Origin of the sequence: Methylobacterium sp. SyP6R (genome assembly GCF_019216885.1) — a bacterium.
Classification (GTDB): domain Bacteria; phylum Pseudomonadota; class Alphaproteobacteria; order Rhizobiales; family Beijerinckiaceae; genus Methylobacterium.
The window spans coordinates 930555-945873 of sequence record NZ_JAAQRC020000001.1; the positions used below are offsets into that span (position 1 = coordinate 930555).

The window sequence follows — 15319 nt, forward strand, 5'->3', positions numbered from 1 at the left end:
GCGAACAGGGGAGGGCCGTACCGCATGCACGCGCAGGCCGTGATCCTCGACCGTCCCGAACGGCTCGGCCTCGCCGACCTCGCTCTCGACGCGCCCGGCCCCTCTGATGCGACCGTGGAGGTCGCCTGGAGCGGCATCAGCACCGGCACCGAGCGCCTGCTCTGGTCGGGGCGGATGCCGGACTTTCCCGGCATGGGCTATCCATTGGTCCCGGGCTACGAATCGGTCGGAATCGTCGTCGAGGCCGGGCCCGAATCCGGCCGCCGCGTCGGCGAGACGGTGTTCGTGCCGGGCGCCCGCTGCTTCGGGCCGGTCCGCGGGCTGTTCGGCGGCGCGGCCTCGCATCTCGTCTCGGCCGGCCACCGGCTGCGGCCGATCCCCGATTGTCTCGGCGAACGTGGCATCCTGCTCGCGCTCGCCGCCACCGCGCGCCACGCCCTCGAAGGCAGCGCGGCGGAAGGGCGCCAGCTCGTCGTCGGGCACGGGGTGCTCGGCCGGCTCCTCGCTCGCCTGATGCGGGTCTCCGGCCTCGACCCGGTGGTGTGGGAGCGCGATCCCGCCCGCCGCGGCCACGAGGACTACCCGGTGATCGACCCGAGCCAGGACGACACCCGATACGCCCGCATCATTGATGCGAGCGGCGATGCCGGTCTCCTCGATACCCTGATCGCCCGGCTCCAGCCCGGCGGCGAGGTGGTGCTGGCGGGCTTCTACGAGGCGCCGCTCGCCTTCGCCTTCCCGCCGGCTTTCTTACGCGAGGCGCGGATCCGCGTCGCGGCGCAGTGGCAGCCGCACGACCTCGACGCGGTGGCGGCGCTCGCCGGCACCGGCGCCCTGTCCCTCGACCGCCTCGTCACCCATCGCCGCCCGGCAGCAGGGGCGCCTGACGCCTACCGCAAAGCCTTCGGCGATCCCGACTGCCTCAAGATGATCCTCGATTGGAGAGCCCAGCCATGAACGCTTCGCTGACCGGCGCCGCCCTCCAGGCCTCGATCCTGCGGGCCGAGGCCGCCATCCCGCCGGACCCGGTGCCGACCACCGCGACCCGCGAGACCCAGATTATCGCGATCTACGGCAAGGGCGGCATCGGCAAGAGCTTCACGCTCGCCAACCTGTCCTACATGCTGGCCCAGCAGGGCAAGCGGGTGCTGCTGATCGGCTGCGACCCGAAGAGCGACACCACCTCGCTGCTGTTCGGCGGCCGCGCCTGCCCGACGATCATCGAGACCTCGACCAAGCGCAAGCTCGCCGGCGAATCGGTCGAGATCGGCGACGTCTGCTTCAAGCGCGACGGCGTCTTCGCCATGGAACTCGGCGGGCCGGAGGTCGGCCGCGGCTGCGGCGGGCGCGGCATCATCCACGGCTTCGAGCTTCTGGAAAAGCTCGGCTTCCACGAATGGGGCTTCGACTACGTCCTGCTCGACTTCCTCGGCGACGTGGTCTGCGGCGGCTTCGGCCTGCCGATCGCCCGCGACATGTGCCAGAAGGTCATCGTCGTCGGCTCGAACGACCTGCAATCGCTCTACGTCGCCAACAACGTCTGCTCTGCGGTGGAATACTTCCGCAAGCTCGGCGGCAATGTCGGCGTCGGCGGCCTCGTCATCAACAAGGACGACGGCACCGGCGAGGCGCAGGCCTTCGCCGAGGCCGCCGGCATCCCGATCCTCGCCTCGATCCCCGCCGACGACGACATCCGCAAGAAGAGCGCGAATTACGAGATCATCGGCCGGCCGGACGGGCGCTGGGGACCGCTCTTTGCCGAACTCGCCGACAATATCGGCACCGCCCTGCCGCATCGCCCGACGCCGCTCAGCCAGGACCAACTCCTCGGCCTGTTCAAGGGCGAGGCGGTCGGGCGTGGCGTCGTGCTCGATCCGGCGAGCGACGCCGACATGCGCGGCCGGGCCGTCGAGCGCCGGCCCTCCCTCGAAGTCGTCTACGAGGCGGTGTGATCATGGGCGCCTCCCTCGACCTCAAGGCGCTGCGCGCCCGAAAACCCGTCGATGCCCCGGTCAACCTGGAGGCGACGCGGCAGGACGGGCTCGGCTGCCATTCCGGCAAGGAGACGATGGCCCGAGCGGCGGAAGCCGCCGGCATGGGCGAGACCCTGGACGCCCTGAAGCGCGACTACCCGACCGGCCCGCACGACCAGCCGCAGAGCATGTGCCCGGCCTTCGGGTCGCTGCGGGTGGGCCTCCGAATGCGCCGCACCGCCACGATCCTGTCGGGCTCGGCCTGCTGCGTCTACGGCCTCACCTTCACCTCGCATTTCTACGGCGCGCGGCGGACCGTCGGCTACGTGCCGTTCAATTCCGAGACCCTGGTCACCGGCAAGCTGTTCGAGGACATCCGCGACGCGGTCCGCGAGACCGCCAATCCGGCGCTCCACGACGCCGTCGTCGTCATCAATCTCTGCGTTCCGACCGCCTCCGGCGTGCCGCTGCGGCTGCTGCCCCGCGAGATCGACGGGGTGCGGATCATCGGCATCGACGTTCCGGGCTTCGGCGTGCCGACGCATGCCGAGGCCAAGGACGTGCTCGCCGGCGCGATGCTGAAGGTCGCGCGCGGTGAGGCGGAGCACGGCCCCGTCGCCGCCCCGCGCCAGCCCCGCGACGGCCGCCCGACGATCGCGCTCTTGGGCGAGATGTTCCCGGCCGATCCGATGCAGATCGGGGCGCTCCTCGATCCGCTGGGCTTGAGCGCCGGCCCGGTCGTGCCGACGCGGGAATGGCGCGAGCTCTACGCCGCTCTCGATTGCACGGCGGTGGCGGCGATCCACCCGTTCTACACCGCCTCCTTGCGCGAGTTCGAGGCGGCGGGCCGCCCGGCGGTCGCCTCCGCCCCGGTCGGCCATGACGGCACCGCCGCCTGGCTCGACGCGATCGGCGAGACCTGCGGCATCTCCCCCGCGATGGTCGCGGCGGCGAAGAACCGGTTCCTGCCGGCGATCCGGGGCGCTCTCTCCGCCAACCCGATCCGCGGCCGGATCACGCTCACCGGCTACGAGGGCTCGGAACTGCTGGTGGCCCGCCTCCTCATCGAGAGCGGCGCCGAGGTTCCTTACGTCGGCACCGCCTGCCCGCGCACCAAGCACTCGGAGGCCGACCGCGACTGGCTCGAGGCCCATGGCGCGCGGGTGCAGTTCCGTGCCTCCCTGGAGCAGGATCTCGCGGCGGTCGAGGAGTTCGGGCCCGACCTCGCCATCGGCACGACGCCGGTGGTGCAGAAGGCCAAGGAGCGGGCGATTCCCGCCCTCTACTTCACCAACCTGATCTCGGCCCGCCCGCTGATGGGCGTCGCCGGGGCCGGCTCGCTGGCCCAGGTGATCAACGGCGCCATGGCGCAACGCGACCGGTTCGACGCCATGCGGTCGTTCTTCGCCGGCGTCGGCACCGGCCACGCCGCCGGGATCTGGGAAGACGTGCCGAAGAAGCGGGCGGCGGTGAAGCGGGCCGCGCCCGAGAAGCCGGTCGGGGAGATGGCCTGATGCTCGTCCTCGATCACGACCGCGCCGGCGGCTACTGGGGCGCCGTCTACGTCTTTACCGCGGTGAAGGGCCTGCAGGTGGTCATCGACGGCCCGGTGGGCTGCGAGAACCTGCCGGTGACCTCGGTGCTGCACTACACCGACGCGCTGCCCCCGCACGAATTGCCGATCGTCGTCACCGGGCTCGCCGAGGAAGAGCTCGGCCGCCACGGCACCGAGGGCGCGATGCGCCGCGCCCACGCGACGCTCGATCCGAAGGAGCCGAGCGTCGTCGTCACCGGCTCGATCGCCGAGATGATCGGCGGCGGCGTGACGCCGGAGGGCACCAACCTCCAGCGCTTCCTGCCCCGCACCATCGACGAGGATCAGTGGCAATCCGCCGACCGGGCGATGTCCTGGCTCTGGGCCGAGTACGGAGCGAAGAAGGCGGCCAAGAAAGGCGTGATCCCGCCCCGGCCGGAGCGGGCGCCGGGGGTGAAGCCGCGGGTCAACCTGATCGGCCCGGCCTACGGCACCTTCAACATGCCCTCCGACCTCGCCGAGATCCGGCGCCTCGTCGAGGGGATCGGGGCCGAGGTGAACCTGGTCTTCCCCCTCGGCAGCCACCTGTCCGACATCCCGCGCCTCGTCGAGGCCGACGCCAATATCTGCCTCTACCGCGAATTCGGGCGGCTGCTCTGCGAAGCCCTCGACCGGCCCTATCTCCAGGCTCCGATCGGTGTCCACAGCACCACCAAGTTCCTGCGTGCGCTCGGCGAGATCTTGGGCGTCGATCCCGAGCCGTTCATCGAGCGGGAGAAGCACACGACCCTGAAGCCCCTGTGGGACCTCTGGCGCTCGGTCACGCAGGACTTCTTCGCCTCGGCGAGCTTCGGCGTGGTGGCGACCGATACCTATGCGCGGGGCCTGCGAAATTTTCTCGAAGACGAGATGGGCCTGCCGTGCCGGTTCAGCTTCTCGCGCAAGGCCGGTGCCAAGCCCGACAACGCGGCGGTCCGCCAGGCCATCCGCGAGACGCCGCCGCTGGTCCTGTTCGGCTCCTACAACGAGCGCCTCTACCTCGCCGAGAGCGGGGGAAGGGCGGTCTTCATCCCGGCCTCGTTCCCCGGGGCGGTGGTGCGGCGCCATACCGGCACGCCGTTCATGGGCTATTCGGGCGCCACCTACCTGATCCAGGAAGTCTGCAACGCGCTGTTCGACGCGCTCTTCCACATCCTGCCGCTGTCGCGCGACATGGACGCCGTCGAGGCGACGCCCGCCCGCGCTCACCGCGCTTTGCCCTGGGACGACGAGGCCCGCGAGCGCCTCGACGCCTCGGTCGAGGAAAGCCCGGTCCTGGTGCGGATCTCCTTCGCCAAGCGCCTGCGCGATGCCGCCGAGCGCGAGGCCACGCGCGCCGGCTCCGACAGCGTCACCGGTATGTGCGTCGAGCGCGCCCGCCTCGCCCTTGCGGCAGCCTGACGCCGAAGCTTTTCCGGCGCGGCCTCCGCCGCGTCGGCCACGGAAGACGCCGCGCGAATCCCGCGGGCCAGGGAGGAAATCATGAGAGCTGGAACCATGTCCCGTTCGTTCTTCACGGTTTCGCGGTCCCGTTCGGAAGCGGTCCAGTTCCGGGCCTTCCTGGCGGCGACCTACCCGGTCTTCCTGGCCGCCGCCCTGGTGCAGCGCCTGCGCCCCGCCGCCGAGCCGCGCCGCTCGGTCTTCGTCGAGGCCCGGGCGATGGCGCTCTCGGCGATCCCCTTCGCCTTCATGGGGTGAGGCCCGTCCGGGGCGAGATGCCCCGGGCGGCCCTCCCGTCGAATCCGAGTTTCCGTCGCCGTCCCGCGCGGCGGAGAGACCGCCCGTCCGTCACGGCCGGGCAAAGCCGCGCGGGAGCCCCCGCGCGGATCCGCATCCGGAGGTTCGGCAATGGCCAACGGCATGGACAAACCCAGCGTACTGTCAGGACTCACCGAAGAGGAGGCGAAGGAGTTCCACGGCATCTTCGTCACCAGCTTCATCATCTTCACGGCGATCGCGGTCGTCGCGCACTTCCTCGTCTGGCTGTGGCGGCCCTGGCTGCCCGGGCCCAACGGCTACTCGGCGCTGGAAAGCAGCGTGAAGGTCGCCGCCACCAGCATCCTGCCCTTCTTCTCGTAGGCAAGGAGTGACCGCCATGCACAAGGTCTGGCTTCTCTTCGATCCGCGCCGCACGCTCGTCGCGCTCTTCACCTTCCTGTTCGTCCTCGCGCTGCTGATCCACTTCATCCTGCTCAGCACCAACCGGTTCAACTGGCTGGAAGGCCCGGCGGCGAAGAAGGCGGAGATCGCGCAGATGCACGTCCTGCCGACCTGACCGGCCGGCGGACCGGGCGCCCCTCACGGGAGTGCCCTCGCACCGCGGACGGGCCTCGGGCCCGCCCGCGGCCACCACGCTTTCGCGGACGGGGAGGGCCGCGCCCATGGCCATGCTGAACTTCGAGCGCAAATACCGGGTCCGCGGCGGCACTCTGCTCGGCGGCGACCTGTTCGATTTCTGGGTCGGGCCGTTCTATGTCGGCTTCTTCGGTGTGCTGGGGCTGTTCTTCACCCTGCTCGGCACCGGCCTGATCGTCTGGGGCGCGGCCTTGGGCCCGACCTGGAACATCTGGCAGATCAACATCGCGCCCCCCGACCTCAAATACGGGCTGGCGCTGGCGCCGCTCCGTGAAGGCGGCCTGTGGCAGATCATCACCTTCTGTGCCGTCGGGTCGTTTTCCTGCTGGGCCCTGCGCGAGGTCGAGATCTGCCGCAAGCTCGGCATCGGCTACCACGTGCCCTTCGCCTTCTCGGTCGCGATCTTCGCCTACGTGACCCTGGTGGTGATCCGCCCGTTCCTGATGGGCGCCTGGGGCCATGGCTTCCCCTACGGGATCCTCAGCCATCTCGATTGGGTGTCGAACGTCGGCTACCAGTATCTCCACTTCCACTACAATCCGGCGCACATGCTCGGCGTGACGTTCTTCTTCACGACGACCTTCGCGCTGTCGCTGCACGGCTCGCTGATCCTGTCCTCGACGAACCCGCCGAAGGGCCAGGTGGTCAAGACCCCCGAGCACGAGGACACCTTCTTCCGCGACACGATCGGCTACTCGATCGGCACGATCGGCATCCACCGGCTCGGCCTGTTCCTCGCCCTCTCGGCGGGGTTCTGGAGCGCGGTCTGCATCGTCATCAGCGGCCCGTTCTGGACCCGCGGCTGGCCCGAATGGTGGGGCTGGTGGCTGAGCCTGCCGATCTGGCGCTGAGTCTCACCCGCGTTCGCACGACACCACCCTTCAGAAGGCATCCGCCGCCATGGGGTATTACCAGAACATCTACACCCAGGTTCAGGTCCATCCGCTCCACCCCGAGGCCGGGGTCGAGATTCCGGAGATCGACAATCGTGCCGGCAAGGGCGGCTTCAGCTATCTCGCCGGTCTCGTCGGCAACGCCCAGATCGGCCCGATCTATCTCGGTACTCTCGGCACGATGTCGCTGGCCTGCGGCTTCATCGCCATCGAGATCATCGGGCTGAACATGTGGGCCTCGGTGAACTGGGATCCGATCCAGTTCATCCGCCAGTTGCCCTGGCTCGCCCTCGAGCCGCCTCGACCGGAATACGGGCTCACGATCCTGCCGCCGCTCGCCGAGGGCGGCTGGTGGCTGATCGCCGGCTTCTTCCTCACCGCCTCGATCCTGCTGTGGTGGGTCCGCCTGTTCCGCCGCGCCCAGGCGCTGGGCATGGGCTACCACGTGCCCTGGGCCTTCGCCTCGGCGATCTGGCTCTACCTGGTGCTCGGCTTCATCCGGCCGATCCTGATGGGGAGCTGGAGCGAGGCGGTACCGTTCGGCATCTTCCCGCATCTCGATTGGACCGCGGCGTTCTCGCTGCGCTACGGCAACCTGTTCTACAACCCGTTCCACATGCTCTCGATCGTCTTCCTGTACGGATCGACGATGCTGTTTGCCATGCACGGCGCCACCATCCTGGCGGTGAGCCGCTACGGCGGCGAGCGTGAGATCGAGCAGATCGTCGATCGCGGCACCGCGACCGAGCGCGCCGCCCTGTTCTGGCGCTGGACCATGGGCTTCAACGCCACGATGGAATCGGTCCACCGCTGGCTGTGGTGGTTCGCCTTCCTCACCACGCTCACCGGCGGCATCGGCATCCTGCTCACCGGCACGGTCGTCGACAACTGGTACCTCTGGGCGGTCAAGCACGGCGTCGCGCCGCATTACCCGCAGATCTACGGCCCGGTGGTGGATCCGCTCGCCAGCCCGGGAGGCACGCCATGAAGATCGCGCTCCAAATCCTCGGCGTCGTGGTGGCGGTCCTGCTCACCGGCGCGATGTTCGGCACCGCGGGCTGGTCCCGGCCCCCGGTCCGCTCCGAGCAGACCGGATTCCGCGGCACCGGCATGGTGCAGGTGCAGAATCCCCGCACCCTCGCGGTCAAGCTCGAGGAGAACGTCGCGCCGGCGCCCCAGGATCCCGTGCCGCCGGGCGGCGAACCCGCCACGCAGACCTACCAGAACGTCAAGGTGCTGACCGACCTCTCGACCGACCAGTTCAACCGCGTGATGGCCTCGATCACCGAATGGGTCGCCCCCGAGCAGGGCTGCGCCTATTGCCACAACGTCGAGAACATGGCCGACGACAGCGTCTACGCCAAGACCGTGGCGCGCTCGATGCTCCGGATGGTCCGGCACATCAACGCCGACTGGAAGAACCACGTCGGCGAGACCGGCGTGACCTGCTACACCTGCCACCGCGGCAACCCGGTGCCGAAGGCGGTCTGGCACGACAATCCCGGACCGCCCCACGCGCAGGGCTTCGCCGCCCGCGCCAACGGCCAGAACCATCCGGCCCCGGAGGCCGGCCTGACCTCGCTCAACGTCGATCCGTTCCAGGGCCTGCTCGACGATCAGACCATCGACCAGAACGCCATCCGGGTCGCGGCGAAGACCGCCCTGCCCACCAGCCCGTCGAAACCGCTCCAGACGACGGAGAAGACCTACGCCCTGATGATCCACATGGCGGAGGGCCTCGGCGTCAACTGCACCTTCTGCCACAACAGCCGCGCCTTCTCGTCCTGGGAGGAGAGCACCCCGAAGCGCGTCACCGCCTGGCACGGCATCCGGATGGTGCGCGACATCAACGGCAACTACATCACGCCGCTGACGCCGGTCCTGCCCGAGGCCCGGCTCGGACCGGAGGGCGATCCGCCGAAGGCCAATTGCACCACCTGCCACCAGGGCCTGTCGAAGCCCCTCAACGGCGCCCAGATGCTCAAGGATTACCCCGAATTGGCCGGAGGGCCGATGCCGGCGGCGAAGTAGGGGCTGCCATCAGGATCACCCGACGAGGCCCCGGTTTCGCGAGGAACCGGGGCCTCGTCACGTCCGACGCACCGATACCGGTACGCGATGGACACTGAGGGACGCATAGGCCAAGCTTTGAGGTCAAGCTCTCTCACCCTCGACCTCATTCTGAGGTGTTAGTCGATTGAAAATCGACTGACCTCGAAGGAGGCCTCCAGCAGGCTCCGCGATCCCTGGAGCCCTCCTTCGAGGCTCCCTTCGGTCGCACCTCAGGATGAGGCCGTGCGTGGGAGAGGCGGGCGCCCCTCCGAAGGCCCCGCCATAGACCGCACAGACCGATGACGCGCAATCGATTGCCTGCAACCGGCATGTATTTCCGGCATCCCGGGTTGCGCGCAGACTTCGGATCATCTCATGACGATTTGCCGCATCGGCGGGATCAAGGACTCGCGGAGTTGGATGGATACGTGCGACGGCGGTCTTTCGCCCGTGCGCCCGTCAACCCCCGCCCGGTCCAGGGCAAACTTCGGAGGCAACGGCCATGGGCGATTCCGGCCTGATCTACATGCTCGCCTTCACGACCTTCGCGCTGGTCATCCTGTTCCTGATCTGGCAGCGGATGCGCGTCCAGCGCGCCAAGGAGACCGGCGAGCGCTCGAGCTTCACCGACCACCACGGCGGCACGCCGCGGCCGCACCAGGGGGTGGATCCGCGGTGAGGGCCGCGGGGCGCGTCGATCTTGGTGTCACGCGCCGGGTCGGGTGCGTGAACCGACTCGTTTCGCATCGGCGTTTGCAGGCAAGTGCTGGTTTCGGCGGGCTCCGGAATCTGTGTGACTTGGTCCTGCAGATTTGACACCCTCCGCGTCATTCCGGGGCCGCGCAGCGGAGCCCGGAATCCAGAGCCGCGGAGGGCGCCAAAAAGGGCGGATCGCGTTCCGCTTTATCTTTGTCCACCAGGGTTTCTGGATTCCGGGCTCCGCTTTCGCGGCCCCGGAATGACGCGGAGACTATTGATACCAACGGCCGGTGAGGCTGACTCGGCGTGTTGCGCGCGGGTTCCAGTTCTGATTCGGTTCACGGATCAGGAGAGCGTGCCATGACCGGGATCGCCATCACCCGCACGGATCTGAGCGCTGAGGCGTTGCGCGCAGCATCGTCCAAGGCGCCGAGCATTCCGGCGGCGCGTCGCATGCTGGCGCTCGCGCTGGTGCTGGAGGGTGCCGATCGCACCACGGCGGCCCGCTCCTGCGGCATGGACCGCCAGACCCTGCGCGATTGGGTCCACCGCTACAACGCCGAGGGGCTTGAAGGTCTGAGCGACCGCAAGGCGCCAGGCCGGGCCGCCAAGCTGACGACCGACCAGAAGCAGCAGTTGGCCGCGCTGGTCGAGGCGGGGCCGGACGTCGACACCGATGGCGTGGTGCGCTGGCGCCGGGTCGACCTTCAGGCGCGGATCAAGGATCTGTTCGGGGTCGAGATGCACGAGCGCACCGTTGGCAAGCACCTGGCGGAGCTTGGCTTCGTGCGGCTTTCGGTGCGCCCGCAGCATCCCAAGGCCGACGAGGAGATCCAGGAAGCATTTAAAAAAACTTCGCCGCGCGCGTGGCAGAGGTCCTGCCCGAACCCGTCCGCGCCAAGCCGCTCGAGATCTGGTTTCAGGACGAGGCGCGCGTCGGCCAGCAGGGCACGCTGACGCGGGTCTGGGCGCGCAAGGGCACGCGCCCGCGGGCGCCCCGCGACCAACGCTACAAGTGGGCGTACGTGTTCGGCGCGGCCTGCCCGGCGCGCGCGACCAGCGCGGCCTTGGTGCTGCCGACGGTCAACACCGCGATGATGTCGCTGCACTTGGCCGAGATCAGCAAGCAGGTGGCCGAGGGCGCACACGCGATCCTGGTGCTGGACGGGGCCGGCTATCACGGCACCGCCAAGACACGCCGACCGCGTGGCCTGGCGGTGCCGGACAACATCACGCTGTTGCATCTGCCGGCGTCCTCGCCGGAGCTGAACCCGATGGAACTGGTCTGGCAATACGTGCGCCAGAACAAGCTCGCCAATCGGGTGTTCCGTGACTACAGGCAGATCGTCGAGGCTTGCTGCGACGCCTGGAACTTCTTCGCCAACAACCCGGACCTCGTGACCTCAATCACAGCGCGCGACTGGGCGAAGGTCAAAGTTTAGGGCCGTTGGTATGATGTGTCGTGCCAATGAAGCAGGCGGTACCCGGGCTCAAGCGCCGACCAGCATCCGGGTCAGATCGCTCTGCGCCTCGGCCAGACCCGCGATGACGCTCAGATGATGCGTTCCCGCGATCTCGCAGGCCCGCGTCTCGGCCCCGAGCCCGTGCCACATCGTCGGCAACAGGAGGTTCTGGCGCCGGAATTCCGGCAATTCGTCTCCGCCGGCGACGGCGATCAGCCGGGCCCCCGGGCGCGGCGCGTGCAGCACCGGGCTCTCGGCCCGCGCCTCCTCGGCATCGAGGTGCAGGACCTGGTTCATCTGCGTCGCGAGGAGCGGGCGCAGGTCGTGGACGCCGCTGATCGAGACGACGCGGGCGAGGCGATCGGCGCTGGCGAGCGCGACATCGCTGCAGAGCATCCGGGTGACGAGATGGCCGCCGGCGGAATGGCCCGACAGATGGATCGGCCCCGCGACCTCGGTGCTTACCCGGTCGAGGAAGGCCGCGATCTCGGCGGTGATGCCGGCGATGCGCGCCTCCGGGCAGAGCGTGTAGCTCGGCAGGGCGACGGCGAAGCCGTGGGCCAGCGGCCCGGCGGCGAGGTGGGACCAGACCGAGCGGTCGAACGCCTTCCAATAGCCGCCATGGACGAACACCGCGAGGCCGGCGGGCGCCCCTTCCGGCAGGAACAGGTCGTAGGCGTGGCGGGGGCCCGCCCCGTAGGGCAGCCCGAGCCGCGCGCGGCCTTGCGCCGCGAGCCGGTCGCGAAAGGCCGCGGCGGCCTCGATCCAGCGCGGCGGATAGGCCTTGGCATCCGGGATCGCCCCGAGATTGTCGTAGGCGCGGTCGATGTCGCCGACCGCGCCGCCGGGGGTCCAGCTGGTCGCCTGCATCACGCGGCGTCCGGCACGATCGCGGTCGCCTCGATCTCGACCAGCGCGCCGGGCTCGACGAGATCCGCGACGCCGACCAGCGCCATGGCGGGGAAGTGGCGCCCCATCACCCGGCGATAGACCGGCCCGAGATCGGGCAGCGCGGCGCGGTAGGTGTCGACGCTGCGCACGTACCAGGTGAGCCGGGCGATGTGCTCCGGCCCGGCCCCGGCCTCGGCCAGCACGGCGAGGATGTTGCGTAAGGTTTGCTCGACCTGCGGGATGAAGCCCTCGGCCAGGACCTCGTTCTCGTCCCAGCCGATCAGGCCGCCGGTCATCACCACGGTGCCGCGGCCGGCCATGCCGTTGGCGTAGCCCCGCGGCTTCTTCCAGCCGGGGGGCTGGAGGGTGGAGAGGGCAGGGGTCTCGGCGGTGCTCCCGGGGTGGAGCGGGATCGGGCTGGCGGTCATGCGGTCTCTCCCTGGATTGCCGCGGCTTGTGCCTCGGCCTGCCGGCGCAGGGCGAAGCGTTGCAGCTTGCCGGATTCGGTCTTGGGCAGGCTCGGCACGTAATGCACCGCCCGCGGGTACTTGTAGGGGGCGAGGTCGTTCTTGACGTGGTCCTGCAGCGCCTTGGTCAGCGCGTCGTCGCCGGCGAATCCCGGATTCAGCACCACGTAGGCAGCGACGATGCGGCCGCGCTCGGGGCAGGGCGCGGCGACGACGCCGACTTCCGCCACCGCCGGATGGGCGAGCAGGCTCGCCTCCACCTCGGGGCCGGCGATGTTGTAGCCGGCCGAGACGATCATGTCGTCGTTGCGGGCCTGGAACCAGAAATAGCCGTCCTCATCCTGGAGGTAGGTGTCGCCGGTGACGTTCCAGCCGTCCTGGACGTAAACGGTCTGGCGCTCGTCGGCGAGGTAGCGGCAGCCGATCGGCCCGCGCACCGCGAGCCGTCCCGGCAACCCGGGCGGGCAGGGCCGGCCGGCCTCGTCGATCACCCGCGCCTCGTAGCCCGGCACCGGCCGTCCCGTGGCGCCGGGCCGGATCTCGTCCTCGGGCGAGGCGATGAAGATGTGCAGCATCTCGGTCGCGCCGATGCCGTCCATCAGCTTGATCCCGGTCGCCTTCAACCAGGCGTGCCAGGTCGGCGCCGGCAGGGTCTCGCCGGCCGAGACGCACTTTCGCAATGACGACAGGTCGTGCTGGCCGATCAGCCCCAGCATCACCCGGTAGGCGGTCGGCGCGGTGAACAGCACCGTGGCGCGATGGCGCTCGATTCCTGCCGCGAGGTCGGCCGGTCCCGCCTTCTCGAGCAGCACCGCCCGGGCGCCGACCCGGAAGGGGAACAGCACCAGCCCGCCGAGGCCGAAGGTGAAGGCGAGCGGCGGCGAGCCGATGAACACGTCGTCCTCGGTCGCCCGCAGGACCTCGCTCCCGTAACAGTCGCAGATCACCAGGAGGTCGCGGTGGTAGTGGATCGTCGCCTTCGGCAGGCCGGTGGTGCCGGAGGTGAAGCCGAGCAGGCAGGGATCGTCGGCCCGGGTCGCGGGCGGCTCGAACCGGTCGCCCGCCTTGTCGAGCAGGTCACCGAGTTCACCCCCGGCGGTGCCGCGCCAGGTGACGACCCGGACCGGATCGGCGCGCCCATCGACCGCCTTCGCCATCTCGTCGATCAGGCCGGCATCGCACAACGCCAGCGGGATGCGGGCCTTGTCGAGGATCTGGGTCAGTTCACGGGCGCGAAGCAGCGGCATCGTCGCCACCACGATCCCGCCGGCCTTGATGATGGCGAGGTAGAGCGCGACCTTGGTCGGGTTGTTGGCCGAGCGCAGCAGGACCCGCCCGCCCGGAACGAGGCCGAGCCGATCGACGAGGACGTTCGCCATCCGGTCGATCTGGCGTGCCAGCTCGGCATAGGTCCAGGTCACGTCCGGGCCGACGAGGGCCACCCGGTCGCCGCGCCCCTCCAAGACGTGCCGGTCGACCAGCTCGACCGTGGCGTTCAGGTGCTCGGGGTAGCCGAGCCGGTCGAGGTTGACGAAGTCCGGCATCCGGTCCGGCGGGGGCAGGTTGTCCCGCACGAAGGTGTCGGGCTGCCGGGCCCACGGGCTCCCGCCGGGGCGGGACCCCGTCCCGGCGGGATGCGCGACGGCCGGGATCTCCGGCATAGGGGCGTTCTGCACGGCAGCCTCCATCGGACGAACCTCCTCTCAGGCGAGAATCTGGCGGGCGATGACGAGCTTCTGGACCTCGGTCGCGCCCTCGTAGATCCGCAGCGCCCGGATCTCGCGGTAGAGCGTCTCCGGCACCGAGCCGGAGCGGACGCCCTCGCCGCCATGAAGCTGCACCGCCCGGTCGATCACCTCCTGGGCCGCTTCCGTCGCCACCATCTTGGCCATCGCGGCCTCGCGGGTGATGCGCGGCGCCCCGGAATCCCGGGTCCAGGCGGCGCGGTAGACGTGGAGCGCCGCGGAATCGATCGCCGTCGCCATCTCGGCGAGGCTGGTCTGGGTCAGCTGCATCGCGGCGAGCGGCGCCCCGAACAGCTTTCGGGATTGCGTGCGCGCCAGGGACGCGTCGAGGGCCCGGCGGGCGAAGCCGAGCGCCGCGGCGCCGACGGTGGAGCGAAAGACGTCGAGCGTCGCCATCGCGACCTTGAACCCGGCCCCGGACTCGCCGATGCGGTTCTCCGCCGGCACCCGGCAATCCTCGAAGCGCAGCCGGGCGAGCGGGTGGGGGGCGATGGTGTCGAGCCGCTCCGCGATTCCCAGGCCGGGCGTGTCCGCCGGCACGAGGTAGGCCGAGAGGCCGCGCGCGCCGGGCCCCTCGCCGCTGCGGGCAAAGACGACGTACTGGTCGGCGATGCCGCCATTCGAGATCCAGGTCTTCTCGCCGGTAAGCCGCACCGTGCCGTCGGGCATCGGCGTCGCCGCGAGCGCGATCTGGGCGACGTCCGAGCCGGCCTCCGGCTCGGTCAGCGCGAAGGCGGCGATGCGGCGGCCCGCCCGCACTCCCGGCAGCACCGCCTCGCGCTGCGCCGGCGAGCCGGCGAGCGTCAGCGCCCCGGTGCCGAGCCCCTGCATGGCGAAGGCGAAATCGGCCAGCCCGTCATGGCGCGCGAAGGTCTCGCGCAGGAGGCAGAGCGCCCGCACGTCGAACCGCCCGTCCTCGGGAGCGGCGTAGTGCAGGAACCCCGCCTCGCCGAGAGCCGCGACGAGGCGCCGGCACGAGCCGTCGACGTCGTGGTGGTCGACGAGGTCGGGCACCGTGCGGGCGGCCCAGTCGTCGGCCTCCGCCGCGAGGTCGCGGTGGCGGGGCTCGAAGAACGGCCAGTCGAGGAAGCTGCGATCGGGCATGGTCAAAGCCCTTTCACTTGGTTCTTCACACCCACAACCTCATCCTGAGGTGTCAGTCGATCGTCGATCGACTGACCTCGAAGGAGGCCTCCAGGGACCACAGC

16 protein-coding genes are annotated in these 15319 nt (G+C 70.0%); 12 read left to right on the top strand and 4 right to left on the bottom strand.

Annotation, left to right across the window (positions count from 1 at the left end; genetic code table 11):
* The first annotated feature begins 24 nt into the window (after positions 1 to 24).
* From bchC to HBB12_RS04275, 12 genes are all read left to right on the top strand, one after another.
* Positions 25 to 957 carry a chlorophyll synthesis pathway protein BchC gene (gene bchC / locus HBB12_RS04220; RefSeq protein WP_236988210.1) on the top strand — a complete coding sequence of 311 codons (933 nt, stop codon included), beginning with the start codon at positions 25 to 27 and terminating at the stop codon, positions 955 to 957.
* Positions 954 to 1952 carry a chlorophyllide a reductase iron protein subunit X gene (locus HBB12_RS04225; RefSeq protein WP_236988211.1) on the top strand — a complete coding sequence of 333 codons (999 nt, stop codon included), beginning with the start codon at positions 954 to 956 and terminating at the stop codon, positions 1950 to 1952. The genes bchC and HBB12_RS04225 overlap by 4 nt, the downstream gene beginning before the upstream one ends.
* Positions 1953 to 1954: 2 nt before the next feature.
* Complete coding sequence (gene bchY / locus HBB12_RS04230; RefSeq protein WP_236988212.1) at positions 1955 to 3487, top strand: chlorophyllide a reductase subunit Y; 1533 nt, start codon at positions 1955 to 1957, stop codon at positions 3485 to 3487.
* Positions 3487 to 4947, top strand: coding sequence for a chlorophyllide a reductase subunit Z (gene bchZ, locus HBB12_RS04235; protein ID WP_236988213.1), 1461 nt, complete (start codon positions 3487 to 3489; stop codon positions 4945 to 4947). The genes bchY and bchZ overlap by 1 nt, the downstream gene beginning before the upstream one ends.
* Before the next feature lie 81 nt (positions 4948 to 5028).
* Positions 5029 to 5244, top strand: a complete 216-nt coding sequence (locus HBB12_RS04240; RefSeq protein ID WP_236988214.1) for a hypothetical protein — start codon at positions 5029 to 5031, stop codon at positions 5242 to 5244.
* Positions 5245 to 5394: 150 nt separating this feature from the next.
* Positions 5395 to 5625, top strand: coding sequence for a light-harvesting antenna LH1, beta subunit (gene pufB, locus HBB12_RS04245; RefSeq protein WP_236988215.1), 231 nt, complete (start codon positions 5395 to 5397; stop codon positions 5623 to 5625).
* A gap of 16 nt (positions 5626 to 5641) precedes the next feature.
* On the top strand, positions 5642 to 5821 hold the full coding sequence (gene pufA / locus HBB12_RS04250; protein WP_236988217.1) for a light-harvesting antenna LH1, alpha subunit: 180 nt from the start codon (positions 5642 to 5644) through the stop codon (positions 5819 to 5821).
* Between the two features lie 106 nt (positions 5822 to 5927).
* A complete protein-coding gene (pufL, locus tag HBB12_RS04255) occupies positions 5928 to 6752 on the top strand; it encodes a photosynthetic reaction center subunit L (RefSeq protein WP_236988218.1) in 825 nt (274 codons plus the stop codon).
* A 49-nt stretch (positions 6753 to 6801) separates the two neighbouring features.
* Positions 6802 to 7782 (top strand): photosynthetic reaction center subunit M, encoded by a 981-nt coding sequence (gene pufM / locus HBB12_RS04260; protein ID WP_236988219.1) that lies wholly within the window; start codon positions 6802 to 6804, stop codon positions 7780 to 7782.
* Positions 7779 to 8825, top strand: a complete 1047-nt coding sequence (pufC, locus tag HBB12_RS04265) for a photosynthetic reaction center cytochrome PufC (protein ID WP_236988220.1) — start codon at positions 7779 to 7781, stop codon at positions 8823 to 8825. Before pufM ends, pufC begins: the two co-directional genes overlap by 4 nt.
* Before the next feature lie 523 nt (positions 8826 to 9348).
* The gene (locus HBB12_RS04270; protein WP_206289885.1) at positions 9349 to 9525 is read left to right on the top strand and encodes a hypothetical protein; all 177 of its coding nucleotides are present in this window, start codon (positions 9349 to 9351) and stop codon (positions 9523 to 9525) included.
* A 380-nt stretch (positions 9526 to 9905) separates the two neighbouring features.
* Positions 9906 to 10987 (top strand): IS630 family transposase gene (locus HBB12_RS04275; RefSeq protein ID WP_236987631.1). Its coding sequence is split into 2 segments (ribosomal slippage): positions 9906 to 10392 and positions 10392 to 10987, totalling 1083 coding nucleotides; the frame shifts between segments, so codons are not numbered across the junction.
* Between the two features lie 48 nt (positions 10988 to 11035).
* Here the strand turns inward: HBB12_RS04275 and HBB12_RS04280 are convergent.
* The 4 genes from HBB12_RS04280 to HBB12_RS04295 all read right to left on the bottom strand — a co-directional run bounded on the left by HBB12_RS04280 (position 11036) and on the right by HBB12_RS04295 (position 15215).
* On the bottom strand, positions 11036 to 11878 hold the full coding sequence (locus tag HBB12_RS04280; RefSeq protein WP_236988221.1) for a hormone-sensitive lipase: 843 nt from the start codon (positions 11876 to 11878) through the stop codon (positions 11036 to 11038).
* Positions 11878 to 12327 carry a RidA family protein gene (locus tag HBB12_RS04285; protein ID WP_236988222.1) on the bottom strand — a complete coding sequence of 150 codons (450 nt, stop codon included), beginning with the start codon at positions 12325 to 12327 and terminating at the stop codon, positions 11878 to 11880. Before HBB12_RS04285 ends, HBB12_RS04280 begins: the two co-directional genes overlap by 1 nt.
* Positions 12324 to 13910: an AMP-binding protein gene (locus tag HBB12_RS04290; protein WP_236992657.1), complete on the bottom strand. Its 1587-nt coding sequence runs from the start codon at positions 13908 to 13910 to the stop codon at positions 12324 to 12326. Before HBB12_RS04290 ends, HBB12_RS04285 begins: the two co-directional genes overlap by 4 nt.
* Before the next feature lie 159 nt (positions 13911 to 14069).
* Positions 14070 to 15215, bottom strand: coding sequence for an acyl-CoA dehydrogenase family protein (locus HBB12_RS04295; RefSeq protein ID WP_236988223.1), 1146 nt, complete (start codon positions 15213 to 15215; stop codon positions 14070 to 14072).
* Positions 15216 to 15319 lie beyond the last annotated feature (104 nt).